The sequence below is a fragment of the Deltaproteobacteria bacterium genome, assembly GCA_013151235.1.
Taxonomy (GTDB): Bacteria; CG2-30-53-67; CG2-30-53-67; order CG2-30-53-67; family CG2-30-53-67; genus JAADIO01.
Genome location: JAADIO010000062.1, coordinates 13,025 through 37,178 on the forward strand (window position 1 = coordinate 13,025; position 24,154 = coordinate 37,178).

Below are 24,154 nucleotides of genomic sequence, written 5' to 3' on the forward strand. Positions count from 1 at the left end.
CATCACAAATAATGTTTTTGCAAGCCCATGATCGTCTATAAAATCGGGTGAAAAAATTCACTCTCCGGGCCGCTGCACCTGGTAATTGACGACCTTCTCCGCCCCGGCGATCCGGAAGAGGGGGTCTTGCCCGATCAGTTCCCGTAGTCTTTCGACCGGAAGATGGCTGTAAAAAACAGGGGAAAGCAATGAACCACCTTCGTACAGACCGGTGACAAACCGCTTCAACGGCGGATCACCAAGGATCCGATCGGTCAGAGGAAGACTCCGGTAGAGACGAAGATGGACGTTCACCACCACCTCGTCGGGTACGGCCTCCCGAAAAAAATCAAGACTTCTTTGCAAGGTCTCCTCATCCTCGAAAGGAAAGCCGGTAAGAAAATCAACGGAGATTCCGATACCGTTCCGCCGGGCTTGGGAGATCATCTCTTCCACATCTTTCCAGTAGTCGGGGGTCTGATGCAGGGAATCAACGGAAAGGGTCACAAGATCGGCCCCGGTCTTTCGCAATCGTTCGAAGAGTTCCGGACTGTAGTTCCCCGGTTTCATGTAGAGGGCCCACTGCAGGCCGAGGTCGGCCTCCTCCAATGCCCTGAGAAAATCGAGGGCCGGCCCAAGGTCTTCATTAAATTCGGAATCGCAGAGGTGAAGGCGGCGGATCCCCTGCCCGGCAAGGTGCCGCAATTCCCCGACCACGTCGTCGGGGTGCCGGTAGTGGACGGGGCTTCGGGCCTCCAGACAGTAGGGACAGCCGGAAGAGCACCCCTTGTGGGTTTCGAAACCGGCCAAGCCGTCCCGTGACAGATATTCGTTATAAGCGAAGAGACCTTCCCTCCGGGGGCGAAAACTTTCCGGACCCTCTCCGTAGACAATCCTCTTCGTCCCTTTCCACACATTTATATCCTGAAGGATCGCCGGCAGCGTCTTCTCGCCCGGGCCGACGATTGCGACGTCCGCCCCGACAAAGTTGCGAATCCCTTCGGGATCGGCGGGAAGGGCGGAACCGCCGATGATTACCGGCAGATCCCCCGTCCGCCGAATGCGCCCGATCAATTCCCGGATTTCCGGAAGAAAATATTCCGTGTCCGGATAAAGGGCGGAATCAAGATTCCGGATCGTCACACCGACAACACCGGGCGCATAGGAGCGGACCTTATTCTCCAGTTTCCGCAGGGGATCGGTGGAAAAGCAGAGATCCAGTACCCGGACCTCGAAGGAATGTTTCCGAAGGGCATGGGCAAGATATTCCAGGCCGAGGGGGATGACGGGGGGAAAGCGGTAACGATTCGGATTGATGAGGAGGATTCTCGTCCCGGAAAGTTCCATTGACTCGCTTCTTCCTCTCCTCATTTTCAATGGTCGGTCGGTAGACAACATGACGCATAAAACTTGTGTAGTCTACCCCAAATCATGATGATTTGACAAGAGCCCGGAAGCGGATATAATCAGGAAAACGAAGGAAACCGCTCAGATCTTATCTTCCTGCACCAGAAAGGTCCGGAGTATGATTCGTGCCGTACTCTTTCTGTTCTTCTTTTTTTTTGTGGTCGGTCCTGTCCAGGGGGCACCCTTTCCAGGCTCCGCCAAAACGCTTACCCGTACTTCCGATGCCGTAAAGATCTCCGGGATGGATATACCTCCTTTTCTCGGTGCAAACATTCATCTCCTTCGTCTCTTCGCCTTCCGGGAAGGGCACTTCCAACCGATCCCATTCCAGGTCGATCAGAAAGACTCAAAGGGAGAATGGGTCTGGGACGTTGCATTCAGGGACGGGCGGACCCGCGACGACCAGGACCCGGAGGGGGAATCGCTCCTCGATGAGAATGATCGTCTCGTCTTCCTTGCCGGAGACACAGGGGACCGGGCGTCCTTCCCGGAAAGGATCAAGGCTGCGAAAGTACTGGAGATCGAAGTCATCGACCCCGTGAACCATGGGAGCGGATGGACCTATCTCGCCCTCTTTCCCCATGCCCCTCCTCCCTTGAGCCCGGTGCGATACATGACCTATGACCCGCAAAAACGGAATGTTTACTCCCCTCTCTACAGCCTTTCCTATTCCACTAAGAAGATCGCCGTCATGGACGCCCTCACCTTTCGGAAAAAGAGTATTCTCGATCGTCTCAAGATCCGGATCAAGGCGGAAATCAAGTTTGGTTTCATCAAGACGGCCATGCACTTCAATGAAGAGGATGTGCGCGGATATCACGTCGGCTATATCGCAGGCCCGGTTCGGATCATCAACCGGACGGTCAACCAGGTCCGACTTCCCCTCGGCCTCCGTACACCCAAGGTGGTCTGCGACCACTACTTCTATCCACGCTATGCCGAGATTCCCCTGCTGCTCCACATGAACTTTCTCGTCTCCCGGGCCTCCCTGCTCCTTTCCGCGGACTACCGGGGGGCGCCTTTTTCACAGGCCTTCCTTCCGGGGCTGAAAGAAGCGGTAAAACTGACGGGACGAACCCCCTTGCGACTCGATCCGGCGAAGGGGGACTGGATCGCTCTGGACGGAGATCTGGGAACGGTGATCAATGCCATGCAGGTTCCCGTCGGCATATCCCGCTACATTTCTACGAGACCCCACCTAATCTCGGACCGGGAGAGAAGCTATCCGCCGGAATCGGTGCCGGGCTCCGACCCGGAGGCCGTGATCGAGATCCGGACCGCGCCCGACCTCCCGAAGGGAGATTACCTTCTCTACACCGTCTTTCTGTTTTCACCCGATCACTTCAAAAGAGGAGACGAGAAAAAACTGTTAAATATCCTGAACCGTCCGCTCACCGTCCGGGTAGGTCAAATACAATAAGAGACTCCCGAACGGGCGCCGAAAGGGATCAGAGGCATTCTCGGCAGAAGAGCCAAGAGCAGACTTGACCCCTTTCGTCGGGGGTCCCGGTTCACGCGAGACGGTCTTTCTGCCTGACCAGCCGGACGGCGAAGAACCCATCCGTATCATGTTCGTCGGGCCAGGCATGGAAGAAACCCTTATCGTCAATCATGCTCCGGGCCGCTGCCGGGAAGTCCGCCGGGACGGGAGCGACCGTAAATCCCCCTTCTTCCCGCAGAAAGGTCCCGATCACCTCCCCGTTCTCTTCCGGCTCGGTGGAACAGGTGGAATAGACCAGGCTCCCCCCTGCCCGTACGAACCGGGAAAGGTTCCGCAGGAGGCCGAGCTGCCGCTCCCGGTGGCGGGCAAGGTCCTCCTCCTTCTTCCGCCACTTGGCCTCGGGATGTCTGCGGATCGTGCCGAGACCCGAGCAGGGTGCATCGATGAGTACGTGGTCGAAGGGTTCGCCGAAGCGGATGGACCTCCCATCGCCAAGCAGCGGCCGTACGATCGTTATCCCGAGCCGTTCCATGTTCTCCTCGATTCTTCCCAGCCGGAGTGGATCGACCTCAAGAGCGATGATCTCCCCTTCATCCGCCATTAGTTCAGCCAGATGGGAGGCCTTCCCTCCCGGCGCGGCGCAGGCGTCGAGGATCCGATTCCCCGCCCTCGCCCCGACCATGCGGGAGATCAGGATGGCGCCGCCGTCCTGGACGTAGAACCGACCTTCCCTGAAACCGGGCAGTTTTTCCACCGGTCCGGAGAACTCGACGACAACCCCTTCCGGGCACAACTGGTGGGGGATGAGCTTTTCGACCGCGCCGGCCAGGCGTTCCAGGTATTCACCGGGATCAGGTTTAAGGGAGTTGATCCGCAGGGTGGTTGCAGGCGGTTTGTTGCAGGCCGCCAGAAGCCGTTCCGCCCGCTCTTTCCCAAAGCGGGACACCCATCGCCGGACCAGCCATTCCGGGCAGGAGTGTTTTACCGCAAGATGAGGGATCGTGTCGCCGGGACCGGGCAGCGGGATCTTCTCTTTCCGCCGGACGAGGTTCCGCAGTACCCCGTTGACGAAACGGACTTGCCCCGGATTCCCGAACTCTTTTGCAAGCTCCGTGGCGGTATCGACGGCCGCCCAGGGAGGGACGCGATCAAGAAAGAGAATCTGGTATGCGCCGATGCGAAGGAGGTTCCGGATCTCCGGGGGATTCGTACGGAAGGAACGATGAGCCAAGGCGCCCAGGAAATAATCGATCCGCCCCCGCCACCGTAGGGTCCCGTAGACCAGTTCGAAAAGCAGCGCCCTGTCCCGCCCGCCAAGGGGGGCGGCCCCCCCTGCCGACCGGGCGATCGCCTCATCGGCGAAAAGACCTTTCCCGTCAATCAGGGTCAGGGCGGATGCCGCCGACCGGCGGACCGGATCAGACACCCATCGCCTCTAAACGGCGGATCCGCTCCTCCATCGGCGGATGGGTGGAGAAGAGCGAGGCCAGCCCGCGGCCCCGCAGCGGGTTGACGATGAACATGTGGGCCGTGGCCGGACTCGCGTTCATCGGAACCCGCTGAGCCCCGGCGGCCAGTTTCCTGAGGGCGGAGGCCAGGTAGCGGGGATGGCCGCATATCTTCGCCCCGCCCCGGTCGGCGCCGTATTCCCGGGAGCGGGAGATCGCCATCTGTATGATCATGGCGGCGATGGGAGCGAGAATCATCACGGCGATCGCGCCGAGGCCGCCGCCGTCATCATCGTCCCCCCGGAACCCGCCGAAGATCATCGCCCACTGGGCCATGTTCGCCATCATGGAGATGGCGCCCGCGATGGTTGCGGCGACGGTCCCGATCAGTATGTCACGATGCTTCACGTGGGCCAGCTCATGGCCTAAAACCCCCATCAGTTCGTTCCGGTCGAGCAGATCGAGAATCCCGGTGGTCACGGCCACGGCGGCATGGTCCGGATTTCTCCCCGTGGCAAAGGCGTTGGGTGCGGGGTTCTGCACGATATAGACCCGGGGCATGGGGAGCCCTGCGTTCCGGGCAAGCTGCTCCACGACCGAGTAGAGCTCCGGCGCCTCGGCCCGGCTCACCTCCCGCGCCTTGTACATCTTCAGCACGATCTTGTCGGAAAACCAGTAGGACCCGGCATTCATGGCCAGGGCGATGAGGAAGGCGATTTTCATCCCGGCGGGACCGCCGAGGGCGTTCCCCGCGAAGATCAGAAGAACCGTCAGACCCGACATGAGAAGGGCTGTTTTGAAGATGTTCATGATCTTTCTCCTTTTATTCCGATCATCCCGGATTGACCGGGACGCTGCAGAGTCTCATTCGACCCGTCTCCCCCGTGGTTAAATGCTTTTGTTTATTGCTTCCGAGCCCGCCTCCCACAGGGAATATAATCGGCATTCCCGGCCCGTCAAGTTCCGGGGAACTCTTCAACCGGTCTCTCCGCTGCCCCGTTCCCGGGAACCACGAAATGACGGATCGACTCCTTCACCTCTTCAAGGTCGAATTCGGTGTTGATGCAGGGGCCGAAGGGCCGTTCGTTCAATATCCCCAGGACCGGCAGTGGATAGGCGTCAAAGATCCCGGAGGTCAGGTCCCGCTTGCAGGCCACGGCCACCACGGCCTGGGGGCGTTTTTCCTTGATGAGCCGCCGGGCCAGGGTCCCGCCGGTGGCGACGAAAATATCGACGCCGTATTCTTCGCCGAGGTCGATCAGGTCGGGGATCCGGCACATGCCGCACCGCTCGCAGTTCCGGATATCGCCGGTCACCCGCGTCCGGCATTCGTTGTTCTGAATACAATGCGGCATGAGGAGGAGCAGCCGGTCGTGCTTGACCTTGATCCGACGGGAGAGGACGAGCTGATTGTTGACCTCGACGAAGGATTCCTGGATCTTCTCCCGGGGAATCCGGAAGATAGATCCCAGGAAAAGGGTCAGCGGGTAGATGACCTTGACGATCAGCCCGCGCAACCGCCCGAGGAAAAGGATCTCACGTCCCTTGTACAGGGTCAGGACCAGGAGGAGGACGCCGGCCGCGGCAATCACGAGAAAGCCGAGGAAAAGGATGGAAAGGGACATGAGGAGGGCCCCCATCGCCTTTCCGAGCCCGACCCCTTTCAGGACCAGGGCAAAGAGCCCTCCCAAAAGGAGGAGGGCAGCCAGGGCCCCGCTCATCAGGCCGACAAAGAGCCTTTTTTTAGGACGGCTGTCCGCTTCCAAGGATCATCCCTTCCCGGATTGCAGGACGCCCCCGGAGGAATTCCGCTCCATTGATACGCCTCCTGCCGGGCCGCTGGACCGTTTCAATCACGACGGAACCGTCCCGGGTCCCGACCTGAAAACATCGACCGGCGCGGATCACCTCACCGGGACGTCCCTTCTCTTCACGGACCGTGACCCGCCAGATCTTGAGAATCTCTCCATCGACCAGGGTATACGCGCCCGGCCAGGGGTCCATGGCCCGCACATGATTCCGGATCGCTTCGCCGGCCAGGTTCCAGTTGATCACCCCGTGCTCCTTTTTCAACAGAGGGGTTGCGATCGCCCCGGCCCCGTCCTGGGGAATCCGCTCCAACCTCCCCTCTTTCAGTATCTTCAGGGTCTGCAAAAGGGTCCTCGCCCCGAGAATGGCCAGCCGTTCCGTAAGAACACCGGTCGTCTCCTCCGGCCCGATTTCAAGTTCCCGCTGCATCAGGATATCACCCGTGTCCATCCCGGCGTCCATACGTATTATGGTGATCCCGGTTTTGTTCTCACCGGCTGCAATGGCGGCGGCAATGGGCGAGGCACCCCGATACTTCGGCAGCAGGGACGCATGTATATTGATACATCCATACTTCGGTATCTCCAGAATCTCCGGTGGAAGGATCTGCCCGAAAGCGGCGACAACGAAAAGGTCACAGGAAAAATCCCGCAGAGCCCGGACAAATTCGGGTTCCGTGATCTTCATCGGTTGCAGAGCGGGAATCCCCCGATCGAGGGCCTCTTCCTTCACCGGCGAAGGGATCTTCTTTCTCCCCCGGCCGGCGGGCCGGTCCGGCCGGGTCACAACCCGGACGAGATCCTCCGTCTGGGAAAGCGCCGCCAGGGAAGGAACGGCGAACCGGGGTGTCCCCATATAGATAACGCGTAATATCCTGCCAATTTTTTCGTTCATCATCAAAGGAAATCATTCCGGGAATGGATTAAAATTGTCTGTCTGCCCGCGGCCGGATCTAAAAAACAGGAATGGACGAATATTACCTTATTTATAGGCCCCCTGCCGGATGGCCTTCTTGATCTTCCGCTTGATCATATCCCGTTTCAAGGGAGAAAGGCGGTCCACAAAGAGAATACCGTCTAAATGGTCGACTTCATGCTGAATCGCCCGCGCCATCAACCCCTCGGCATTCAGGGTTGTCTGCTCCCCTTCCCGTGTCATATAGCTGACTTTTATGGTCTGTGCCCGAGCGACGTTCCCATTATAGCCCGGTACACTTAAGCATCCCTCTTCTTCGGTCTGCATACCTTCGCTCGACAAAATCTCCGGGTTGATCATCACAACAAGAGCATTCGGCTCTTTCCCTACGGTGGTATCGAGAACAACAATCCGCTTGTGGACACCGACCTGGGGCGCAGCCAGACCAACACCCGGAGCGTCATACATGGTGGCAATCATGTTTTCAATTAACTCCCGATCCTCTTCAGTGATTGCAGTGAGAGGTACCGAAGTTTTCCGAAGTTGTTCATCCGGATAATGCAAAATGGGCAGCAACATGCCTCCCCTCCTTCGTCTTCGTTCAAGTCATACAAATGTAACTGTTCAGGTTGCTTCTATTTTCCCGCAGGACAAGGCGTGAGGAGCACAAAACCGGAGGCGTATTTTTCATACGTTGAGGATTTGAGCACCGCAACAACGCAGTCATGCGGGAAAAGAGGGGTGACCTGAGTAGTTACATACAAATTATAGGAAAAAGAGGGGATTCCCGCAAGCGATTTATTGCCGATCCTGTACAGGGGAAGAAGATAATCCTCTATTTTCAAAGAGAAAGGAAATTGACTTTTTCCATGGAGAAAGGTATCTTACATCAGGATTTCATGACGGGGAATGGAAAGCCGCGCCGGATTGGGCTTCTCATCGATCAAAGAGAAAAGGGACGGAGGCGAAATGAAGATTACACTATGCCGGGGAGACCTAAGCCGTATCAAGACGGATTTGATCGTCATCGGAATGTTCGAGGGACAAAAACGCCTGCAGGGAGCAGCGGCCAAGGTGAATGCCGCGCTGAAGGGCGCCATTCAAAAACTGATCCGCGAAGTCAACTTTGAGGGAGCCTGTGATAAAACTCTCATGATCCACACTCTGGGAAGGCTCCCGGCCAAAGAGATCTGCCTGATGGGCCTGGGAAAGGAGAAAGGGTTTACCCTCGACCGGCAGCGCCGTGCCTTCGCCGGGGTTGTCAAGGCGGCACGGAAAGTACATGCCCGGCAGGTTGTCTCAACCCTTCTTGCGAAGGGCGAAAGAGGAAAACCCCTGACTGATCTCTGCCGAAGCGCAGCGGAAGGGCTCCATCTGGGTGCTTATCGCTTTCGGAAATATCTCACAAAAGAGGAGACCACGGAACTTCGGCAGGTTTCTCTCCTCGTTGAAGGCACTTCCACAGCCGGTCTCGCTGCAGCCGTCCGGGCAGGGACACTCGCCGCTGAAGCAACGAATTTCACCCGGGACCTGGTCAATGAGCCGGGCAATGTCATCACCCCGATCACCTTGGCAGCCACAGCCCGAAAGATCGCCCGCCGGGAAGGTCTGCACTGCAAGATCCTCGCTGAAAAGGAAATCGCCGGACTCGGCATGGGCGCCTACTTAGGGGTCGCGCAGGGAAGTACCAACCCGCCCCGGTTCATTCATCTGACCTACCGGCCCCGGAAGGCGAAGAAGAGTATCGCCCTCATCGGGAAGGGAATCACCTTCGACAGCGGCGGACTGTCGTTGAAACCCTCCGAGGCAATGGCAACCATGAAGATGGATAAATCCGGCGCCTGCACGGTATTGGGAGTCATGCAGGCCCTTCCGAAGCTGAAACCCTCCGTGACCGTCCACGGGATTATCGCTGCGGCGGAAAATATGCCGAGCGGTACGGCACAGCGCCCCGATGATATCGTACGGGCCATGAACGGAAAAACGATTGAGGTCCTCAATACCGATGCCGAAGGGAGGCTGACCCTCGCAGATGCTTTAAGCTATGCGGCTCGGCTCAAACCGGACTGCATGATCGACCTGGCGACCCTGACCGGGGCCTGCGTCGTCGCTCTCGGGGAGTATACGGCCGGTGTCATGGGCAATGATGAAAGCTTCCTCGACGAATTCCTCAAAACCGCGAAAAAAACGGGGGAACTGATGTGGCCTCTTCCCTTCGACGAAAATATGATGGAAAAACTTAAGGGGAAAGTGGCCGACCTGAAAAATATCGGGAACCGATGGGGCGGCGCCATCACGGCCGGGATGTTCCTCCGGGAGTTCGTCAACGAAATTCCCTGGATCCATATCGACATCGCAGGCCCCGCCTTCAGTGAGAAGCCCTGGGGGTACAACACCGGCGGAGCCACCGGCATCGGTGTCCGGACAGTGCTGGAATATCTTTCGACGTTGTAACTTAGTGGTCCTGTTCGTAAATACTGTGACGCACCGAAGAGGAGACCGATCTGCGGCGCTCAAATGCCTGCCTGTGCGGAAGGACTACACGCAGACAGGCCACCCGTATTTACGAATAGGGCCTCTTAGCAGGGACGGCTCCATGCAGACCGACACCATTCGGATCGAAGGGATTGAATTTTACGGATATCACGGTGATCTGCCGGAAGAGCGGGAATTGGGGCAGCGCTATATTGTAGATATCGAGATGGTACGGGATTGTGCCGAGGCTGGACGATCAGACCGGATCGAAGAGACCATCGATTATGCGGCCGTGGCAAAACGGATTGACGAGATCGGACGGACGGAACGGTTTCATCTGGTGGAGGCGCTGGCGGAACGGATCGCGCAGATCATCCTGGAGGAATTTGCCCCCGAAAAGGTTCAGGTCAACGTCACGAAACCCCATCCTCCGATTCCTCTTTCCATACAAAAGGTGGGCGTTACGATCCGCAGGACACGGTCATGAACCTCGTCTATATCGGGCTGGGGAGCAATATCGGAGATCGTGCCGGAAACATCCGGCGTGCTCTGGCAGGCCTGAATGGTACGGAAGCTTTTTCTCTCCTCCGAGTTTCCTCTTTCTACCGGACAGCCCCGGTCGGGTATAAAGAACAGGCGTGGTTCGCAAATGCCGTAGCGGAAGGCGAAACATCGCTGCCCCCTTCGTCGCTTCTAAAACGGTTGCAGTTGATCGAGCGGGAGATGGGCCGGGACACTCCGTTCAAATGGGGACCGAGGAATATCGACCTGGACCTTCTCTTTTACGGGGACCGTATTCTTGAGGAAAAAGGGCTGACCGTTCCTCATCCCTTCGCGGACCAACGGAGGTTTGTGATGGAACCTCTTGCGGAACTGGTACCGGAGGGGGTACATCCTGTAACCAAGAGGAACTTTCAGGAAATTCTGAAACAGCTTGGAACGGATCAATTTGTAGAGAAGATGGAAACACCGTCATGAATATAGAGAAACGATATATCGCAGTGGACGGTCCCATTGGGGTCGGGAAAAGCAGCTTGGTCAACCTCTTGTCCGAACGGCTCGGCGCAATGAAAGTCCTGGAGAAGGTGCAGGAGAACCCCTTTCTCTCCCGGTTTTATACCCACCGTAAACAGTTCGCCTTTCAGACACAGATGTTTTTTCTCTTAAGCCGGTACAATCAGCTCCTGGAACTTAACCAAATGGACCTCTTTCACCGCCATACGCTCGCAGACTATATTTTTCCCAAGGACCGGATTTTTGCCTACATGAATCTCAGCGACCCTGAACTGGAACTCTACGAACAGATCTATTCCATCCTCGACGACCAGGTCCCGACCCCGGACCTGGTTATCTACCTCCAGGCGGACACCGATGTCCTGATGAACCGAATCCGCCATCGGGGACGACCCTACGAAAGAAATATCGATTGGGACTATGTGGAGGCCTTGAACGAAGCCTACGAGTATTTCTTCTTTCACTATACGGAAACCCCTCTCCTCGTGATCAAAACCTCGGAAATCAATTTCGTGAAGAGCAACGAAGACCTTGACGATCTGACCCGACAGATCTCTCTCATGAAAAAAGGGACCCGCTATTACACCCCCCTTTCCACGGCCGAAAAGAAAAAGGCCCCCCTGGAACGGGAGAGCCTCTTCTGATTCAATTCATAAAAAAAAGGCCAAGCAACTCTCACTGAGATGCTTGGCCTTCCTGATTTAATTCCGGCAGCGTCCTACTCTCCCACAAATTTGCAGTACCATCGGCGCTGGAGGGCTTAACTTCCGAGTTCGGGATGGGATCGGGTGTCTCCCCTCCGCTATCACCACCGGAAAACTTCAACAGCTTCGTAAAAAGTCCGTCTGCTGCGTTATACTTCGTCTTTTAGTCACTCATACAAACCGACCAGATAAACTGAATTAAAAGCAAATAAATGGTCAAGTCTCACGACCGATTAGTACTGGTTAGCTCAATCCCTCACAGGACTTACACACCCAGCCTATCAACCTCGTAGTCTTCGAGGGGTCTTCAGGGGCCCGAAGGCCCAGGGAGATCTTATCTTGAAGTGGGCTTCCCGCTTAGATGCTTTCAGCGGTTATCCCTTCCGAACGTAGCTACCCAGCTGTGCCACTGGCGTGACAACTGGAACACCAGAGGTTCGTCCACTCCGGTCCTCTCGTACTAGGAGCAGCTCTCCTCAAATCTCCTGCGCCCATGGCAGATAGGGACCGAACTGTCTCACGACGTTCTAAACCCAACTCACGTACCGCTTTAATCGGCGAACAGCCGAACCCTTGGAACCTGCTTCAGCTCCAGGATGCGATGAGTCGACATCGAGGTGCCAAACCTCCTCGTCGATGTGAACTCTTGGAGGAGATCAGCCTGTTATCCCCGGCGTACCTTTTATCCGTTGAGCGACGGCCCTTCCATACGGAACCGCCGGATCACTAAGACCTGGTTTCCCACCTGCTCGACTTGTAGGTCTCGCAGTCAAGCTCCCTTTTGCCTTTACACTCTACGGCTGATTTCCGACCAGCCTGAGGGAACCATCGCGCGCCTCCGTTACACTTTTGGAGGCGACCGCCCCAGTCAAACTACCCACCAGACAATGTCCCTGACCCGGATCACGGGCCGAGGTTAGAACCCTAGAACAACAAGGGTGGTATTTCAAGGTCGGCTCCACCGAAACTGGCGTCCCGGCTTCATTGCCTCCCACCTATCCTACACATGCTGACCCAAAATTCACTGCCAAGCTGTAGTAAAGGTGCACAGGGTCTTTCCGTCTTGCCACGGGTAGCCGGCATTTGCACCGGCAATTCAATTTCACCGAGTCCCTGGTTGAGACAGCGCGGGAATCGTTACGCCATTCGTGCAGGTCGGAACTTACCCGACAAGGAATTTCGCTACCTTAGGACCGTTATAGTTACGGCCGCCGTTTACCGGGTTCGGTTCAGAGCTTCGCCCAATAAATTGAGCTAACCCCTCTCCTTAACCTTCCGGCACCGGGCAGGCGTCAGTCCCTATACTTCGTCTTACGACTTTGCAGAGACCTGTGTTTTTAGTAAACAGTCGCTCCCGCCGTTTTTTTGCAACTCTTCTCGGCTCCACGAGCAAGTCGCTTCACCTAACAAGAGCACTCCTTCTCCCGAAGTTACGGAGTCATTTTGCAGAGTTCCTTAACCAGGGTTCTTTCGAGCGCCTTAGGATTCTCTCCTCACCTACCTGTGTCGGATTACGGTACGGTCACCAAAAGAACTCGCTACGAGGCTTTTCTTGGCAGCATGGGGTCAACCACTTTGTGTCCGTCATGCGGACTCGTCATCACCTCTCGGAGTTGAATGGGATCCCGGATTTGCCTAAGATCCCCCCCTACGGGCTTGAACTCTGCAATCCAATCCAGAGCTGGTCTACCCTTCTGCGTCACCCCTTCACTCATGCGTTCTTCCAGTGGTACAGGAATATTAACCTGTTTCCCATCGTCTACGTCTTTCGACCTCGACTTAGGGGCCGACTAACCCTACCATGATTACCATTGAATAGGAAACCTTAGGTTTTCGGCGTTCCGGTTTCTCGCCGGAATTATCGTTACTTATGCCTACATGATCTCTTCCGTAGAGTCCACCAGTCCTCACAGTCTGACTTCATCCTCTACAGAACGCTCCCCTACCGACGATGATCTTCCGTAGAAGACCATCCTCCCGCGGCTTCGGTTATGAGCTTAAGCCCCGTTACATTTTCGGCGCAGGCTCACTCGACCAGTGAGCTATTACGCACTCTTTAAAGGGTGGCTGCTTCTAAGCCAACCTCCTGGCTGTCTGTGCATTCCCACATCCTTTTCCACTTAGCTCATCATTTGGGACCTTAGCCGACGGTCTGGGCTGTTTCCCTCTCGACTACGGATCTTATCACCCGCAGTCTGACTCCCATGATCGCAGTTAACGGCATTCGGAGTTTGGTTGGGGTTGGTAACCTGGTGGGGCCCCTAACCCATCCAGTGCTCTACCTCCGTCACTGAACTCATGAGGCTATACCTAAATATATTTCGGGGAGAACCAGCTATTACCGGGTTTGATTAGCCTTTCACCCCTATCCACAGCTCATCCAAAGTGTTTTCAACCACAACTGGTTCGGCCTTCCACGATGTGTTACCATCGCTTCAGCCTGGCCATGGATAGATCACCCGGCTTCGGGTCTACTCCATGCAACTGGACGCCCTATTAAGACTCGCTTTCGCTGCGGCTACGCTTCCGCTTAACCTCGCTACATAGAAGTAACTCGTAGGCTCATTATGCAAAAGGCACGCCGTCGCACTGGACAAACCATAGTGCTTCGACACCTTGCAGACACACGGTTTCAGGTACTATTTCACTCCCCTCCCGGGGTACTTTTCACCTTTCCCTCACGGTACTTGTTCGCTATCGGTCATCAAGTAGTATTTAGCCTTGGATGATGGTCCACCCAGATTCCCACAGGGTTCCACGTGTCCCGTGGTACTTGGGATCCCTCTTGGGTGCCTCAGGGTTTCGGTTACCGGACTGTCACCGTCTATGGTGTACCTTTCCAGGTACTTCACCTACCCCTCAACAATCCCATTAATGAGGTCCCGCAACACCGTACCAATGTCTTGGTACGGTTTAGGCTGTTCCCGTTTCGCTCGCCGCTACTCAGGGAATCTCAATTGATTTCTTTTCCTCGGGGTACTTAGATGTTTCAGTTCCCCCGGTTCGCCTCCATTACCTATGAATTCAGTAATGGATGATCCCGTATGACCGGGACCGGGTTCTCCCATTCGGAAATCTCCGGGTCAAAGCCTGTTAGCGGCTCGCCGAAGCTTATCGCAGCTTACTACGTCCTTCATCGCCTCTTGATGCCAAGGCATCCACCGTGTGCCCTACATAACTTGACCATCTATCTGCTTTCAAGTCAACTTACCTAGTTCTCGGTTTCATTGAGTGACTTTCTTCTGTCAAAGAGCAATCCGGACGTACGGTCCGGCGTCGGTTCTCTATACTTGAGAACTCGGAATTGGAAATGATGCCTAAATCATAATTTCCAATTCCGAACCCTCAATTGTCCAGATTGGTGGAGGATAGCGGGATCGAACCGCTGACCTCCTGCGTGCAAGGCAGGCGCTCTCCCAGCTGAGCTAATCCCCCATTCTTAGAGGACAAATGACGGAGCTTCCAAATCATCCCGTCATCTGTCCTCTGAAAATGGTGGGCCTAGGTAGATTTGAACTACCGACCTCGCGCTTATCAGGCGCGCGCTCTAACCAACTGAGCTATAGGCCCAGAGTCATCTATACGGCCTATCGACCCGGTCGGTAGTTTTTACCGCCCTTCCCGGCTTTCAACCGGGACGCTCCAACCAACTGAGCTGTAGGCCCAGAGTCATCTATACGGCCTATCGACCCGGTCGGCAACTTCCACCGCCCTTCCCGGGATTATGCTGTTCACTAAATCATGTATATATTAGCCTGGCGGATATCAACCTAGGATGGTTCCGGAATCCCGAAGGATCCTCGAAGAACTCCTTAGAAAGGAGGTGATCCAGCCGCAGGTTCCCCTACGGCTACCTTGTTACGACTTCACCCCAGTTACCAATCATACCATCAGCACCTTCCTCCCTTGCGGGTTGGTTCAGCGCTTTCCGGTACAATCGACTTCCATGGTGTGACGGGCGGTGTGTACAAGGCCCGGGAACGTATTCACCGAAGCGTGCTGATCTTCGATTACTAGCGATTCCAACTTCATGGAGTCGAGTTGCAGACTCCAATCCGGACTGAGACCGGCTTTGAGGATTTGCTCCACCTCACGGTATCGCTTCCCTTTGTACCGGCCATTGTAGCACGTGTGTAGCCCTGGACATAAGGGCCATGATGACTTGACGTCGTCCCCACCTTCCTCCGGTTTAACACCGGCAGTTTCCTTAGAGTTCCCAGCCGAACTGTTGGCAACTAAGGATAAGGGTTGCGCTCGTTGCGGGACTTAACCCAACATCTCACGACACGAGCTGACGACAGCCATGCAGCACCTGTCTTGGGGCTCCCTTGCGGGCACTCTCCTGTTTCCAGGAGATTCCCCAGATGTCAAGCCCAGGTAAGGTTCTTCGCGTTGCGTCGAATTAAACCACATGCTCCACCGCTTGTGCGGGCCCCCGTCAATTCCTTTGAGTTTTTGCGGCCGTAGTCCCCAGGCGGGGTACTTAATGCGTTAGCTTCGGCACAGAAGGGGTTGATACCTCCTACACCTAGTACCCATCGTTTACGGCGTGGACTACCAGGGTATCTAATCCTGTTTGCTCCCCACGCTTTCGCGCATCAGCGTCAGTTGCGGTCCAGGAAGCCGCCTTCGCCACCGGTGTTCTTCCCAATATCTACGCATTTCACCGCTACACTGGGAATTCCACTTCCCTCTCCCGCACTCAAGATTCCCAGTTTCAAAAGCAGTTCCTCGGTTGAGCCGAGGGATTTCACTTCTGACTTAAGAACCCGCCTACACGCCCTTTACGCCCAATAATTCCGAACAACGCTTGCCCCCTTCGTATTACCGCGGCTGCTGGCACGAAGTTAGCCGGGGCTTCCTTTGCGGGTACCGTCAGTCTCCGAGACTATTAACCTCGGAGGGGATTCGTCCCCGCTGACAGAGCTTTACAACCCGAAGGCCTTCATCGCTCACGCGGCGTTGCTGCGTCAGGCTTTCGCCCATTGCGCAATATTCCTCACTGCTGCCTCCCGTAGGAGTCTGGCCCGTGTTCCAGTGCCAATGTGGCCGTTCACCCTCTCAAGCCGGCTACCCATCAAAGCCTTGGTAGGCCATTACCCCACCAACAAGCTAATGAGACGCGGGCTTATCTTTGAGTGCTTGCTTGAATCAGAGGCAAGCTTTTACCACACAACTTGTGATATGTGGTCTTATCCGGTATTAGCCCCGGTTTCCCGAGGTTATCCCAAGCTCAAAGGTAAATTACCCACGCGTTACTCACCCGTGCGCCACTTTACTCATCCCCCGAAGGGAACTTTCTCGTTCGACTTGCATGTGTTAGGCACGCCGCTAGCGTTCGTTCTGAGCCAGGATCAAACTCTCCAGTTTAACTGAAAAAAATTGATCCGTTTTGCTACGGATTTTCTACTGCTTCAAATCCGCCAGGCTAAAATATACATGATTCAGTTTTCAAAGAACAGATGCTTCTTTCAAATGAGTCCTGGAAGATAGCATAGGGGAAAAATGATGTCAAGAACTATTTTGATATTCAGGAGGTTTTTTTCACCGTGCTAACTTGCTGAAAAATATCTATTTTCAGCGCCTACCTGCTTTTCCCGATTTTCCCTGTTTCAAAATATAACCCACGCCGCGGGGGTTGTCAAGAATAACCCGACACGTTCCTCAGGATTTTTCGTAAAAGCTATTCGCCCGCATGATCATTACGGCTCGGGACCAGTCGGACAAACCGCTTCTTCCCCACCTTGATAATGTGTGACTTCTCCGGAATGGACAGTTTGTAGTCCAGGTCGGAGATCTTCTCGCCGTTCACCTGCACCGCCCCCTGCCGGATCAACCGGCGTCCCTCACTGCCGCTTTTGACCAATCCGGTCGCAGTGAGTGTCTTGACGATCCAGATCGGCCCTTCCCCCCAGTCGAGTTCAACGACAGGAAGATCCTTCGGGAGTTTCCGGTCCCGGAAGACATGCTCGAATTGATCCCGGGCCTGATGGGCCTCTTCCGCTGAATGGTATTGCCGGACGATCTCCTCCCCCAGCCGCTTCTTGGCTTCCATGGGATGGAGCATTCCCTCTCCCACCTCCACACGAAGTCGAGCAATCTCGCCCAAAGACAGGTCGCTGAGAAGTTCATAGTAACGCCACATCAGGTCGTCCGGAATCGACATGATCTTTCCGAACATGTCGCCGGGGGGGTCCTCAATGCCGATATAATTTCCCAGGCTTTTACTCATCTTCCTGACCCCGTCCAGCCCCTCTAAAAGCGGCATGGTGAGAACAACCTGCTGCGGCTGCTCCCACTCCTTCTGCAATTCCCGGCCGACCAGAAGATTGAATTTCTGATCGGTGCCGCCGATTTCGATGTCGGCCTTGAGCATCACCGAGTCGTAGCCCTGAATCAGGGGGTAGAGAAACTCATGGATGCTGATCGGCTGGTTGGCCCGGTAGCGTTTCTGGAAGTCGTCCCGTTCCAGCATCCGTGCCACGGTCATCTTGCCGGCCAGGCGGATCAGTTCATCGGCCTTGAGGGCCGACATCCAGGCGCTGTTGAAGACGATCTCCGTCCGCCCGGGGTCGAGGATCTTGAAGATCTGCGCCCGGTAGGTTTGGGCATTCGCCTCCACCTCCTCCAGCGTCAGGTGGGGACGGGTTGCGGACTTTCCCGTGGGGTCACCAATCATACCGGTAAAATCGCCGATCAGAAAAATCACAACATGGCCCAGTTCCTGAAAGTGCCGCAGCTTCCGGATCAGTACGGAATGACCCAGATGGAGATCGGGCGCCGTGGGATCAAAACCCGCTTTTACCCGCAACGGTTTCCCTGAACTCAGTGCCTGTTTCAGTTTCGTTTCGAGTTCTTCTTCGGGAAGGATCTCCACCACTCCCCGCCGGATCCATTCAAGCTGTTCTTCAATCGATTTCAAAAACCTCTCCTTTTCAGCCCGGACACTCCCTGCCGGCATCTTCTTACCGTTCGAATCATCGTGCAAGGGGGATCGAGAAACACAAACCGGGGACATTTGTTCAGCTACTCAAACTTTTGGAACCTTCGACCCCTTTGATGCGCTCTACATGTTTGACGGTCTTGTTCTTCCGGATGGACGCAAGGATCTCGTCCAGTTGGGTCCGGTCGTAAACCTCTATCTCAAATTGACACAAGGCGGTTTTGTTACTGCCGGTGACCACCTGCGTCCTCCCGATATTGCCCCCCTGTGCAGTAATGGCGCTGCAGATATCGGCCAGGACACCGGGCTGGTCCGAGGCCTCCACACGGACCTTGACCGGACGCGGGATCTTCGCATCGGCATCCCACTGCACTTCAATCCTCCGTTCCGGATTTACATCAAGTTCCTGTACCAGGGGGCAGTCGATCTCATGGACGGACACTCCCCTTTTGTCTCCGATAAAGGCGATAATCCGGTCTCCCGGAACGGGATTGCAGCAGGAGGCCAGATGAATGAAAGCATCCTCCATGCCGGTCACCTTAATGCCGGGGACGGAAAGATCATAGGGTTCCTTTTTCCGGAGTTTCACTTCTTTCTTCTTCAGCCGTTTGAACTCCCGCGCCGGCAAAAACTTCTCCACCACCTGCAGGACGGAGATCTTACCATATCCCAGGTTTTCGAGGAGCTTCTCCCGGTCATGGAAACCGAGCTTCTGAATCATCTCCCCGAAACGCTCATCATTCTCTATCAGGGCAGGATCAATCTGAAATTTTTTAAAGGAATCCAGCAGCAGGGCTTGGCCGAACTCGATACTCCGTTCCCGCTCCCGTCCTCGTACCCAGTCCTTGATCCGCGCCCGCGCCTTGGGGGTCCTGGCAAAACGGAGCCATTCCCGCTGCGGAACCTGATCCTCGGACGTCAGGATCTCAATGGTATCCCCATTCGAAAGAGAATAATCCAGAGCGACATCACGACCATTGACTCGTGACCCGACGGCATGCTTCCCGATCTCCGTATGGATATTAAAGGCAAAATCGATCGGCGTTGATCCTTTCAGAAGCTCCCGCACTTCCCCCTGAGGGGTAAAGGTATAAATGACATCGGGAAAGAGATCCTCCTTGACGGAGATCATAAATTCCCGCGAGTCGAGCAGTTCCTTCTGCCATTGCAGCAGCCGTTTCAACCAGAAGAATCGCTCCGCCTTCTGCTCCAGAGACTCCTTGGGGCTCTGCTTGTATTTCCACTGTGTCGTAATCCCCCGCTCAGCACGACGCTGCATTGAACGGGTCAGGATCTGAAATTTCACGGGATGTCCTTTGTGGCCCATGACCAGGGTGTGAAGAGATTGATACTGGTTGGTCTTCGGAACCCCGATATAATCCTGGAATTTCCCCGGAACGGGTTTCCAAAGATTGTGAATCACCCCCAACAGGGTATAGCAGTCAATGGTCTTGTCCACAAAAATACGCAAGCGGATAATATTATAGATCCGTTCAAAAGGGATTTTGTGTGTTCTCATCTTCGTGTAGATCCCGTAGATACTGCTGTGCCGTCCCTCCACTTCGGCCTTCAGATGGAACTCTTTCAACTGGTCCTGGAGCAGAAGAGCAATCTCCAGGGCATAGATATCCAGTTCTTTCATTTGTGCAGGGAGCTGTGCTGCAATCTGCCGGTAGATTTCGGGATGAAGAATTTTCAGACAGAGATCCTCCAGCTCCCGCTGGAGGACCCAGATTCCGAGTCGGTGCGCAATCGGCACATAGATATCGAGGGTTTCCCGGGCAATCCGAAGCTGCTTGGTGCGGGAAAGATACTCCAACGTCCGCATGTTGTGGAGCCGATCGGAAAGCTTGATCAGAATCACCCGGATGTCGTTGACCATGGCCAGGATCATCTTCCGAAAATTCTCCGCCTGACGCTCCTCCCGGGTCTTGTATTCCATCTTGCTGATCTTGGTCATGCCGTCCACCAGGGCGGCAACCTCTTCTCCGAAATATTCCTCGATTTCCTCCAGAGTCGCATAGGTATCTTCCACCGTATCATGGAGCAGGGCCGCCACGATCGACGGGACATCGACCTCCAGATCAGCCATGATCCCGGCCACTTCGAGGGGATGAGTCAGATAGGGCTCCCCGGACATGCGGACCTGTCCTTGATGGACCTTGGCGGAATAGATATAGCCCCTGCGGAGCATGGTCAAGTCGGCCTTGGCGTTGTAACGCTGCACTTTTTCAATGATGTCTTCAAAACGCAGCATAGAGGAAGCCCTTCATGAACGAAAGATCAACCCTTACAGGAGCAGGTACTGTCGGTACACGAGACCGGAGATTCCGGTCGCCCGTGCCCATCGAAAACTTCGAGCGAAAAACCCTGCTCCGGACGATAACGGAGGAAGGAATCGTTCTCCACCCAATCTCCCACGTTAAAATAGTAGCAGGTCCGATCCTGAAGTACAAAGGTTTTCCGGCAGGGAAGATGACTGTGCCCCAAGATCACAACATCGGCCCCCCGGGAAAACTGTTTCAGAGCGAACCCTTCTTCGGCCCCCCCCTTTTCTTTTCCCGAGAAGGTCGGTCGGTGCATCCATTTGTGGCGGCTGAGAAAGGCTTTCAATTTTTCCGCTCGGGCCGGACCGAGCATCCGGATAAAGGCATAGACACAACGGTTCTTCAGCAACCTCCGAAAAAGTCGATACCCGACATCGCCCGGATTCACGCCGTCACCATGGGAAAGAAAGACCTTCTTCCCCGCCAATTCCAGGAGATGGGATCGGGGATAAACCTCACAACCGAGGTCATCCTTGAAGTAGGATCCCATGAAGAAATCATGATTTCCCTCCAGGTAGATCAAGCGTACTCCCTGCCGGGAAAGTGAACGGAGCGTATCGCAGATCGGACGATAGGCCGGATTGATATAACCGGGGAATCCGAACCAGAATTCAAAGAGGTCACCGAGAATGACCAGGCAGAAGAGTTCACTCCGGTTCCGTTCCAGAAAATCGATCAACCGTTCCTGGCGGGAAGAATCGCTTTCCGACAAATGGGCATCAGAAATAAAGAGCCAATCTTTCATGGGCAGGCTGCCTCCCAGGGGAACGATTCCGCGCCTCCGGCACGGTGCATCATCCAAATTGAAGACTGTTTCTACTATACCTGAGACAGGGATCGAAGACAAGAATTTGAAATCGCACATTCAGCAGGCGGTAAAGCAATCCGAATCAAGAATGAGAAAAAGTTTCATACACTCTGCGGCCTCCAGAATGCCGTTGACACATTTCACGGGATCTTTTATAGTGAATTAACCCCTTAGAATTGCTCTTCATCCTGTTGAAAGGTTTCCCGGATATGACGGATCAACGAAAACATCGGCGCATCCTCATCCTCTGTTGCGGGATTCTTCTGCTCATTCTTTCGGGTTGTGAAAACCGGGCGGACAAGATCACCCGGCACCGGGAGAAAGGGATCTCCTATCTTCAGAAGGGAGAAACAAAAGGTGCCCTGATAGAATTCGAAGACCTCGTGGAACTATCGCCGAAAAACGGCGAAGCACACTTTCTTCTGGGAAAAGTCTACAGCCGCATGGGGGATTATCATTCCGCCTTCGATGAATATGAAGAAGCGGCCAAGACCGGATGGGAGAGCTACGATCTCCACCTCCGGATGGCGGAGGCAAGCCAATTTCTTGGAAAGACCGAACGGGCCGAAAAAGAGATCAAGCTTTGCCTTCAGAAGCGCCGGGACAACCCTCTTCCCCATGTTCTGCTCGGCAGGATGGATGCACAAGCCAAGAAGCCCGGCAAGGCCCATCAACAGTTTCAACAGGCCCTGACCCTCGACGCCAACTTTCAACCCGCACTCCTCGGAGAGGGCATCCTGTATCTCCAGGAAGGCGAGAATGAGAAAGCACTTCCATTTTTCAAACAGGCACGTCGGAACCAACCGGATGATATTCGCCCCCTGATGGGCCTGGGAGATCTTTTTGTCCGGGAGGGAAAAACCAATCAGGCGTTGAAGGCCCTGGAAACAGCACGTTCCATCAACCCCGACCTTCTTTCCATTCATCTCAAACTCGGCACACTTTACCTGAAACAGAGGAAATATGATGAGGCCATATCGGAAGGAAAAGAAGGTCTGCGGATTTCCCCCGACTCCCTCAAACCGCGTTTCCTCCTGGGGGCCGGCTACTTCGGGCGAAAAGAATTCGATTCGGCGAAAAAGGAGATCCTCCTGTTCATACAAAGCAATCCGAAGACCCCCCTTCCCTACCTGATGCTGTCGGAGATCTATCTGCAAAAGCACAAACTGCAACAGGCCCTTACCTATGCGCAGAAAACCCTGGAATACAGCCCGGATCATCCCGACGCCCATCTGATCGCCGGGATCTGTTCGCTCTCTCAGAATTGGATCGGGGATGCCGTCAAGCATTTCAAGGCAGTCATCAAAACCAATCCCAAAAACATCCAGGCGCTGAATCTGCTGGCCATCAGCTATCTCAAGGGCGGACAGCCGGATGAGGCCCTTGTCACCTTCCGGAAAGCCCTGACATTGGCCCCGGATTCCGTACAAACCCATGAAAATTTTGCCGGTTATTACGGTTCCGTCGGCAACCTCGACCGAGCGATTGAGGAACTGCAAAAAAGCCGGGAGCTGGCACCGGGCAGGATCACCTCAACAATCCGGCTGATCCTCACCTATCTCAAAAAAAGAGATTATGCAAAAGCGGTTCTGCTCGGAGAAAAGGCACTGAACAAATATGGGGACAATGCCGTCCTCTTCAACCTCACGGGCCTTGCCTATGAGAAGAAGAAAAACACGGAGAAGGCCCTCGAATATTTTGACAAGGCCATCCAACAAAAACAAGATTTTCTTGATCCCTACTTGAACAAATCCAACCTGCTCAGGAGGTTGAATCGTCTCGATGAGGCACTACAGTGTTGTTCCCAGGCAACCGTGAAGATCCCCGACAATCCCATGCCCCATCTATGCGCAGCAGAACTGCACAGATCCATGAATCAACCGGACCAAGCCATTGCCGAGTATACGCAGGTACTGTCGATGAATGCAGCTCTTTCCGGCACACGTTCCCGGCTGGCATCGCTCTACCTGCAACGGCATAACTTGACTGCCGCCGCCGGGGAATTTCGCCGGGTCCTTGTCAAGACGCCGGATGATGCTTCGGTTCTGAACAATCTTGCCTGGATCTATGCCGAACAAAACAAAAAGCTTCCGGAAGCACTGGAGATGGCGAAAAAGGCGGCCCGGGAAAAAACGGATCAAGCAAGCATTCAGGACACCCTGGGCTGGGTCCTGTACAGGAGCGGAAAGTACCCTGAAGCGGCAGGAGCACTCAAAAAGGCCCTGTCTCTACTACCGGATGAACCGGAGATTCATTATCACCTGGGAATCCTCTACCTCAAAACCGGCAACAAACGAAAAGGACTGAAGGAGCTGAGGCAGTCGCTTGCGATCAGGAAGGATTTCTACAATGCTTCGGATGCCGCAGCAATCCTGAAGGAAGGATCTCTCCCTCAATAATCAATCCCCCCTTCGCAATCATCCCCGCTTTTGCCGGGTAACTGCCTCCGGTGAACAAAAAAAGGGGTCCCGACAACCGGGACCCCTTGCTTTTTTCTTGGTAGCGGGGGGAGGATTTGAACCTCCGACCTTTGGGTTATGAGCCCAACGAGCTACCAGACTGCTCCACCCCGCGCCGTTTTGTATTAAGTTGGCTATCATAGAAGACATCCATGAGAATGTCAAGGAAATTTTCTTTCCCTAAATCAGCGATAGGAGTTTCACCCGGGGAAAAAACCCTCTTGGTTTCAAGGTTTATGGTGAGTTAACGACACACCTGTAAGATGAAACAAAAGAAACAAGAAGGGGGATCCTCACACCTGACTCCCCCAGAGGGGGAGCATCCCCCTGTCACGCAGCCGAGCATCGCAGCAGGAGAGGGGAAAAGGGCGAGATCGTGTCGCGCCTTCGGCGCGACCATGCGGAGCATGTTATCGAGCCCCCCT

15 protein-coding genes, 3 tRNA genes and 3 rRNA genes are annotated in these 24,154 nt (G+C 55.0%); 6 read left to right on the forward strand and 15 right to left on the reverse strand.

Annotated features, from left to right (window positions below; all coding sequences use genetic code 11):
- Positions 1 to 57: 57 nt before the first annotated feature.
- Positions 58 to 1,326, reverse strand: a complete 1,269-nt coding sequence (locus GXP58_11365) for a radical SAM protein (GenBank protein ID NOY54196.1) — start codon at positions 1,324 to 1,326, stop codon at positions 58 to 60.
- A gap of 178 nt (positions 1,327 to 1,504) precedes the next feature.
- Between GXP58_11365 and GXP58_11370 the strand changes: the two genes are divergently transcribed.
- A complete protein-coding gene (locus GXP58_11370; protein ID NOY54197.1) occupies positions 1,505 to 2,806 on the forward strand; it encodes a hypothetical protein in 1,302 nt (433 codons plus the stop codon).
- A gap of 91 nt (positions 2,807 to 2,897) precedes the next feature.
- Here GXP58_11370 and rsmB read toward each other — a convergent pair whose 3' ends face one another.
- The 5 genes from rsmB to def form a co-directional block, all read right to left on the reverse strand.
- Entirely contained in the window at positions 2,898 to 4,253 is a 1,356-nt protein-coding gene (rsmB, locus tag GXP58_11375) for a 16S rRNA (cytosine(967)-C(5))-methyltransferase RsmB (GenBank protein NOY54198.1), read from the reverse strand.
- The gene (htpX, locus tag GXP58_11380; protein ID NOY54199.1) at positions 4,246 to 5,085 is read right to left on the reverse strand and encodes a zinc metalloprotease HtpX; all 840 of its coding nucleotides are present in this window, start codon (positions 5,083 to 5,085) and stop codon (positions 4,246 to 4,248) included. The genes rsmB and htpX overlap by 8 nt, the downstream gene beginning before the upstream one ends.
- A gap of 146 nt (positions 5,086 to 5,231) precedes the next feature.
- Positions 5,232 to 6,041: a DUF116 domain-containing protein gene (locus tag GXP58_11385; GenBank protein NOY54200.1), complete on the reverse strand. Its 810-nt coding sequence runs from the start codon at positions 6,039 to 6,041 to the stop codon at positions 5,232 to 5,234.
- A complete protein-coding gene (locus GXP58_11390) occupies positions 6,019 to 6,978 on the reverse strand; it encodes a methionyl-tRNA formyltransferase (protein ID NOY54201.1) in 960 nt (319 codons plus the stop codon). Before GXP58_11390 ends, GXP58_11385 begins: the two co-directional genes overlap by 23 nt.
- Positions 6,979 to 7,065: 87 nt before the next feature.
- A complete protein-coding gene (def, locus tag GXP58_11395; protein ID NOY54202.1) occupies positions 7,066 to 7,578 on the reverse strand; it encodes a peptide deformylase in 513 nt (170 codons plus the stop codon).
- Between the two features lie 390 nt (positions 7,579 to 7,968).
- Between def and GXP58_11400 the strand changes: the two genes are divergently transcribed.
- The 4 genes from GXP58_11400 to GXP58_11415 all read left to right on the forward strand — a co-directional run bounded on the left by GXP58_11400 (position 7,969) and on the right by GXP58_11415 (position 11,132).
- Entirely contained in the window at positions 7,969 to 9,453 is a 1,485-nt protein-coding gene (locus GXP58_11400; protein ID NOY54203.1) for a leucyl aminopeptidase, read from the forward strand.
- Between the two features lie 142 nt (positions 9,454 to 9,595).
- A complete protein-coding gene (gene folB, locus GXP58_11405; GenBank protein NOY54204.1) occupies positions 9,596 to 9,961 on the forward strand; it encodes a dihydroneopterin aldolase in 366 nt (121 codons plus the stop codon).
- Positions 9,958 to 10,452 carry a 2-amino-4-hydroxy-6-hydroxymethyldihydropteridine diphosphokinase gene (folK, locus tag GXP58_11410; protein ID NOY54205.1) on the forward strand — a complete coding sequence of 165 codons (495 nt, stop codon included), beginning with the start codon at positions 9,958 to 9,960 and terminating at the stop codon, positions 10,450 to 10,452. Before folB ends, folK begins: the two co-directional genes overlap by 4 nt.
- Positions 10,453 to 10,454: 2 nt before the next feature.
- Positions 10,455 to 11,132 carry a deoxynucleoside kinase gene (locus GXP58_11415; GenBank protein NOY54206.1) on the forward strand — a complete coding sequence of 226 codons (678 nt, stop codon included), beginning with the start codon at positions 10,455 to 10,457 and terminating at the stop codon, positions 11,130 to 11,132.
- Between the two features lie 61 nt (positions 11,133 to 11,193).
- Here GXP58_11415 and rrf read toward each other — a convergent pair.
- The 8 genes from rrf to GXP58_11455 all read right to left on the reverse strand — a co-directional run bounded on the left by rrf (position 11,194) and on the right by GXP58_11455 (position 21,207).
- A 5S ribosomal RNA gene (gene rrf, locus GXP58_11420) occupies positions 11,194 to 11,304 on the reverse strand.
- Between the two features lie 96 nt (positions 11,305 to 11,400).
- A 23S ribosomal RNA gene (locus GXP58_11425) occupies positions 11,401 to 14,384 on the reverse strand.
- Positions 14,385 to 14,551: 167 nt separating this feature from the next.
- Positions 14,552 to 14,627, reverse strand: a tRNA-Ala gene (locus tag GXP58_11430).
- Between the two features lie 58 nt (positions 14,628 to 14,685).
- Positions 14,686 to 14,762, reverse strand: a tRNA-Ile gene (locus tag GXP58_11435).
- A 238-nt stretch (positions 14,763 to 15,000) separates the two neighbouring features.
- Positions 15,001 to 16,564 (reverse strand): 16S ribosomal RNA (locus GXP58_11440).
- Together the 16S, 23S and 5S rRNA genes with 2 tRNA genes alongside form the textbook arrangement of a ribosomal RNA operon.
- A 311-nt stretch (positions 16,565 to 16,875) precedes the next feature.
- Positions 16,876 to 18,153: a tyrosine--tRNA ligase gene (locus tag GXP58_11445; protein NOY54207.1), complete on the reverse strand. Its 1,278-nt coding sequence runs from the start codon at positions 18,151 to 18,153 to the stop codon at positions 16,876 to 16,878.
- 61 nt (positions 18,154 to 18,214) lie between these two features.
- Entirely contained in the window at positions 18,215 to 20,392 is a 2,178-nt protein-coding gene (locus tag GXP58_11450) for a bifunctional (p)ppGpp synthetase/guanosine-3',5'-bis(diphosphate) 3'-pyrophosphohydrolase (protein NOY54208.1), read from the reverse strand.
- Positions 20,393 to 20,418: 26 nt separating this feature from the next.
- A complete protein-coding gene (locus GXP58_11455; protein ID NOY54209.1) occupies positions 20,419 to 21,207 on the reverse strand; it encodes a UDP-2,3-diacylglucosamine diphosphatase in 789 nt (262 codons plus the stop codon).
- Between the two features lie 272 nt (positions 21,208 to 21,479).
- Here GXP58_11455 and GXP58_11460 point away from each other — a divergent pair, with 272 nt between their 5' ends.
- Positions 21,480 to 23,669 carry a tetratricopeptide repeat protein gene (locus GXP58_11460; protein NOY54210.1) on the forward strand — a complete coding sequence of 730 codons (2,190 nt, stop codon included), beginning with the start codon at positions 21,480 to 21,482 and terminating at the stop codon, positions 23,667 to 23,669.
- Positions 23,670 to 23,767: 98 nt separating this feature from the next.
- On the opposite strand, the gene GXP58_11465 is transcribed toward GXP58_11460, so the two are convergent.
- Positions 23,768 to 23,844: transfer RNA gene (locus GXP58_11465), tRNA-Met, on the reverse strand.
- Positions 23,845 to 24,154: the final 310 nt, after the last annotated feature.

Bases quoted from the DNA above. Each gene is read 5' to 3' on its own strand.
- GXP58_11365 (NOY54196.1), bottom strand. From the start codon at position 1,326: ATGGAACTTTCCGGGACGAGAATCCTCCTCATCAATCCGAATCGTTAC.
- GXP58_11370 (NOY54197.1), top strand. From the start codon at position 1,505: ATGATTCGTGCCGTACTCTTTCTGTTCTTCTTTTTTTTTGTGGTCGGT.
- GXP58_11450 (NOY54208.1), bottom strand. From the start codon at position 20,392: ATGCTGCGTTTTGAAGACATCATTGAAAAAGTGCAGCGTTACAACGCC.
- htpX (NOY54199.1), bottom strand. From the start codon at position 5,085: ATGAACATCTTCAAAACAGCCCTTCTCATGTCGGGTCTGACGGTTCTT.
- GXP58_11400 (NOY54203.1), top strand. From the start codon at position 7,969: ATGAAGATTACACTATGCCGGGGAGACCTAAGCCGTATCAAGACGGAT.
- GXP58_11390 (NOY54201.1), bottom strand. From the start codon at position 6,978: ATGAACGAAAAAATTGGCAGGATATTACGCGTTATCTATATGGGGACA.
- GXP58_11460 (NOY54210.1), top strand. From the start codon at position 21,480: ATGACGGATCAACGAAAACATCGGCGCATCCTCATCCTCTGTTGCGGG.
- GXP58_11455 (NOY54209.1), bottom strand. From the start codon at position 21,207: ATGAAAGATTGGCTCTTTATTTCTGATGCCCATTTGTCGGAAAGCGAT.
- GXP58_11445 (NOY54207.1), bottom strand. From the start codon at position 18,153: ATGCCGGCAGGGAGTGTCCGGGCTGAAAAGGAGAGGTTTTTGAAATCG.
- folK (NOY54205.1), top strand. From the start codon at position 9,958: ATGAACCTCGTCTATATCGGGCTGGGGAGCAATATCGGAGATCGTGCC.
- def (NOY54202.1), bottom strand. From the start codon at position 7,578: ATGTTGCTGCCCATTTTGCATTATCCGGATGAACAACTTCGGAAAACT.
- folB (NOY54204.1), top strand. From the start codon at position 9,596: ATGCAGACCGACACCATTCGGATCGAAGGGATTGAATTTTACGGATAT.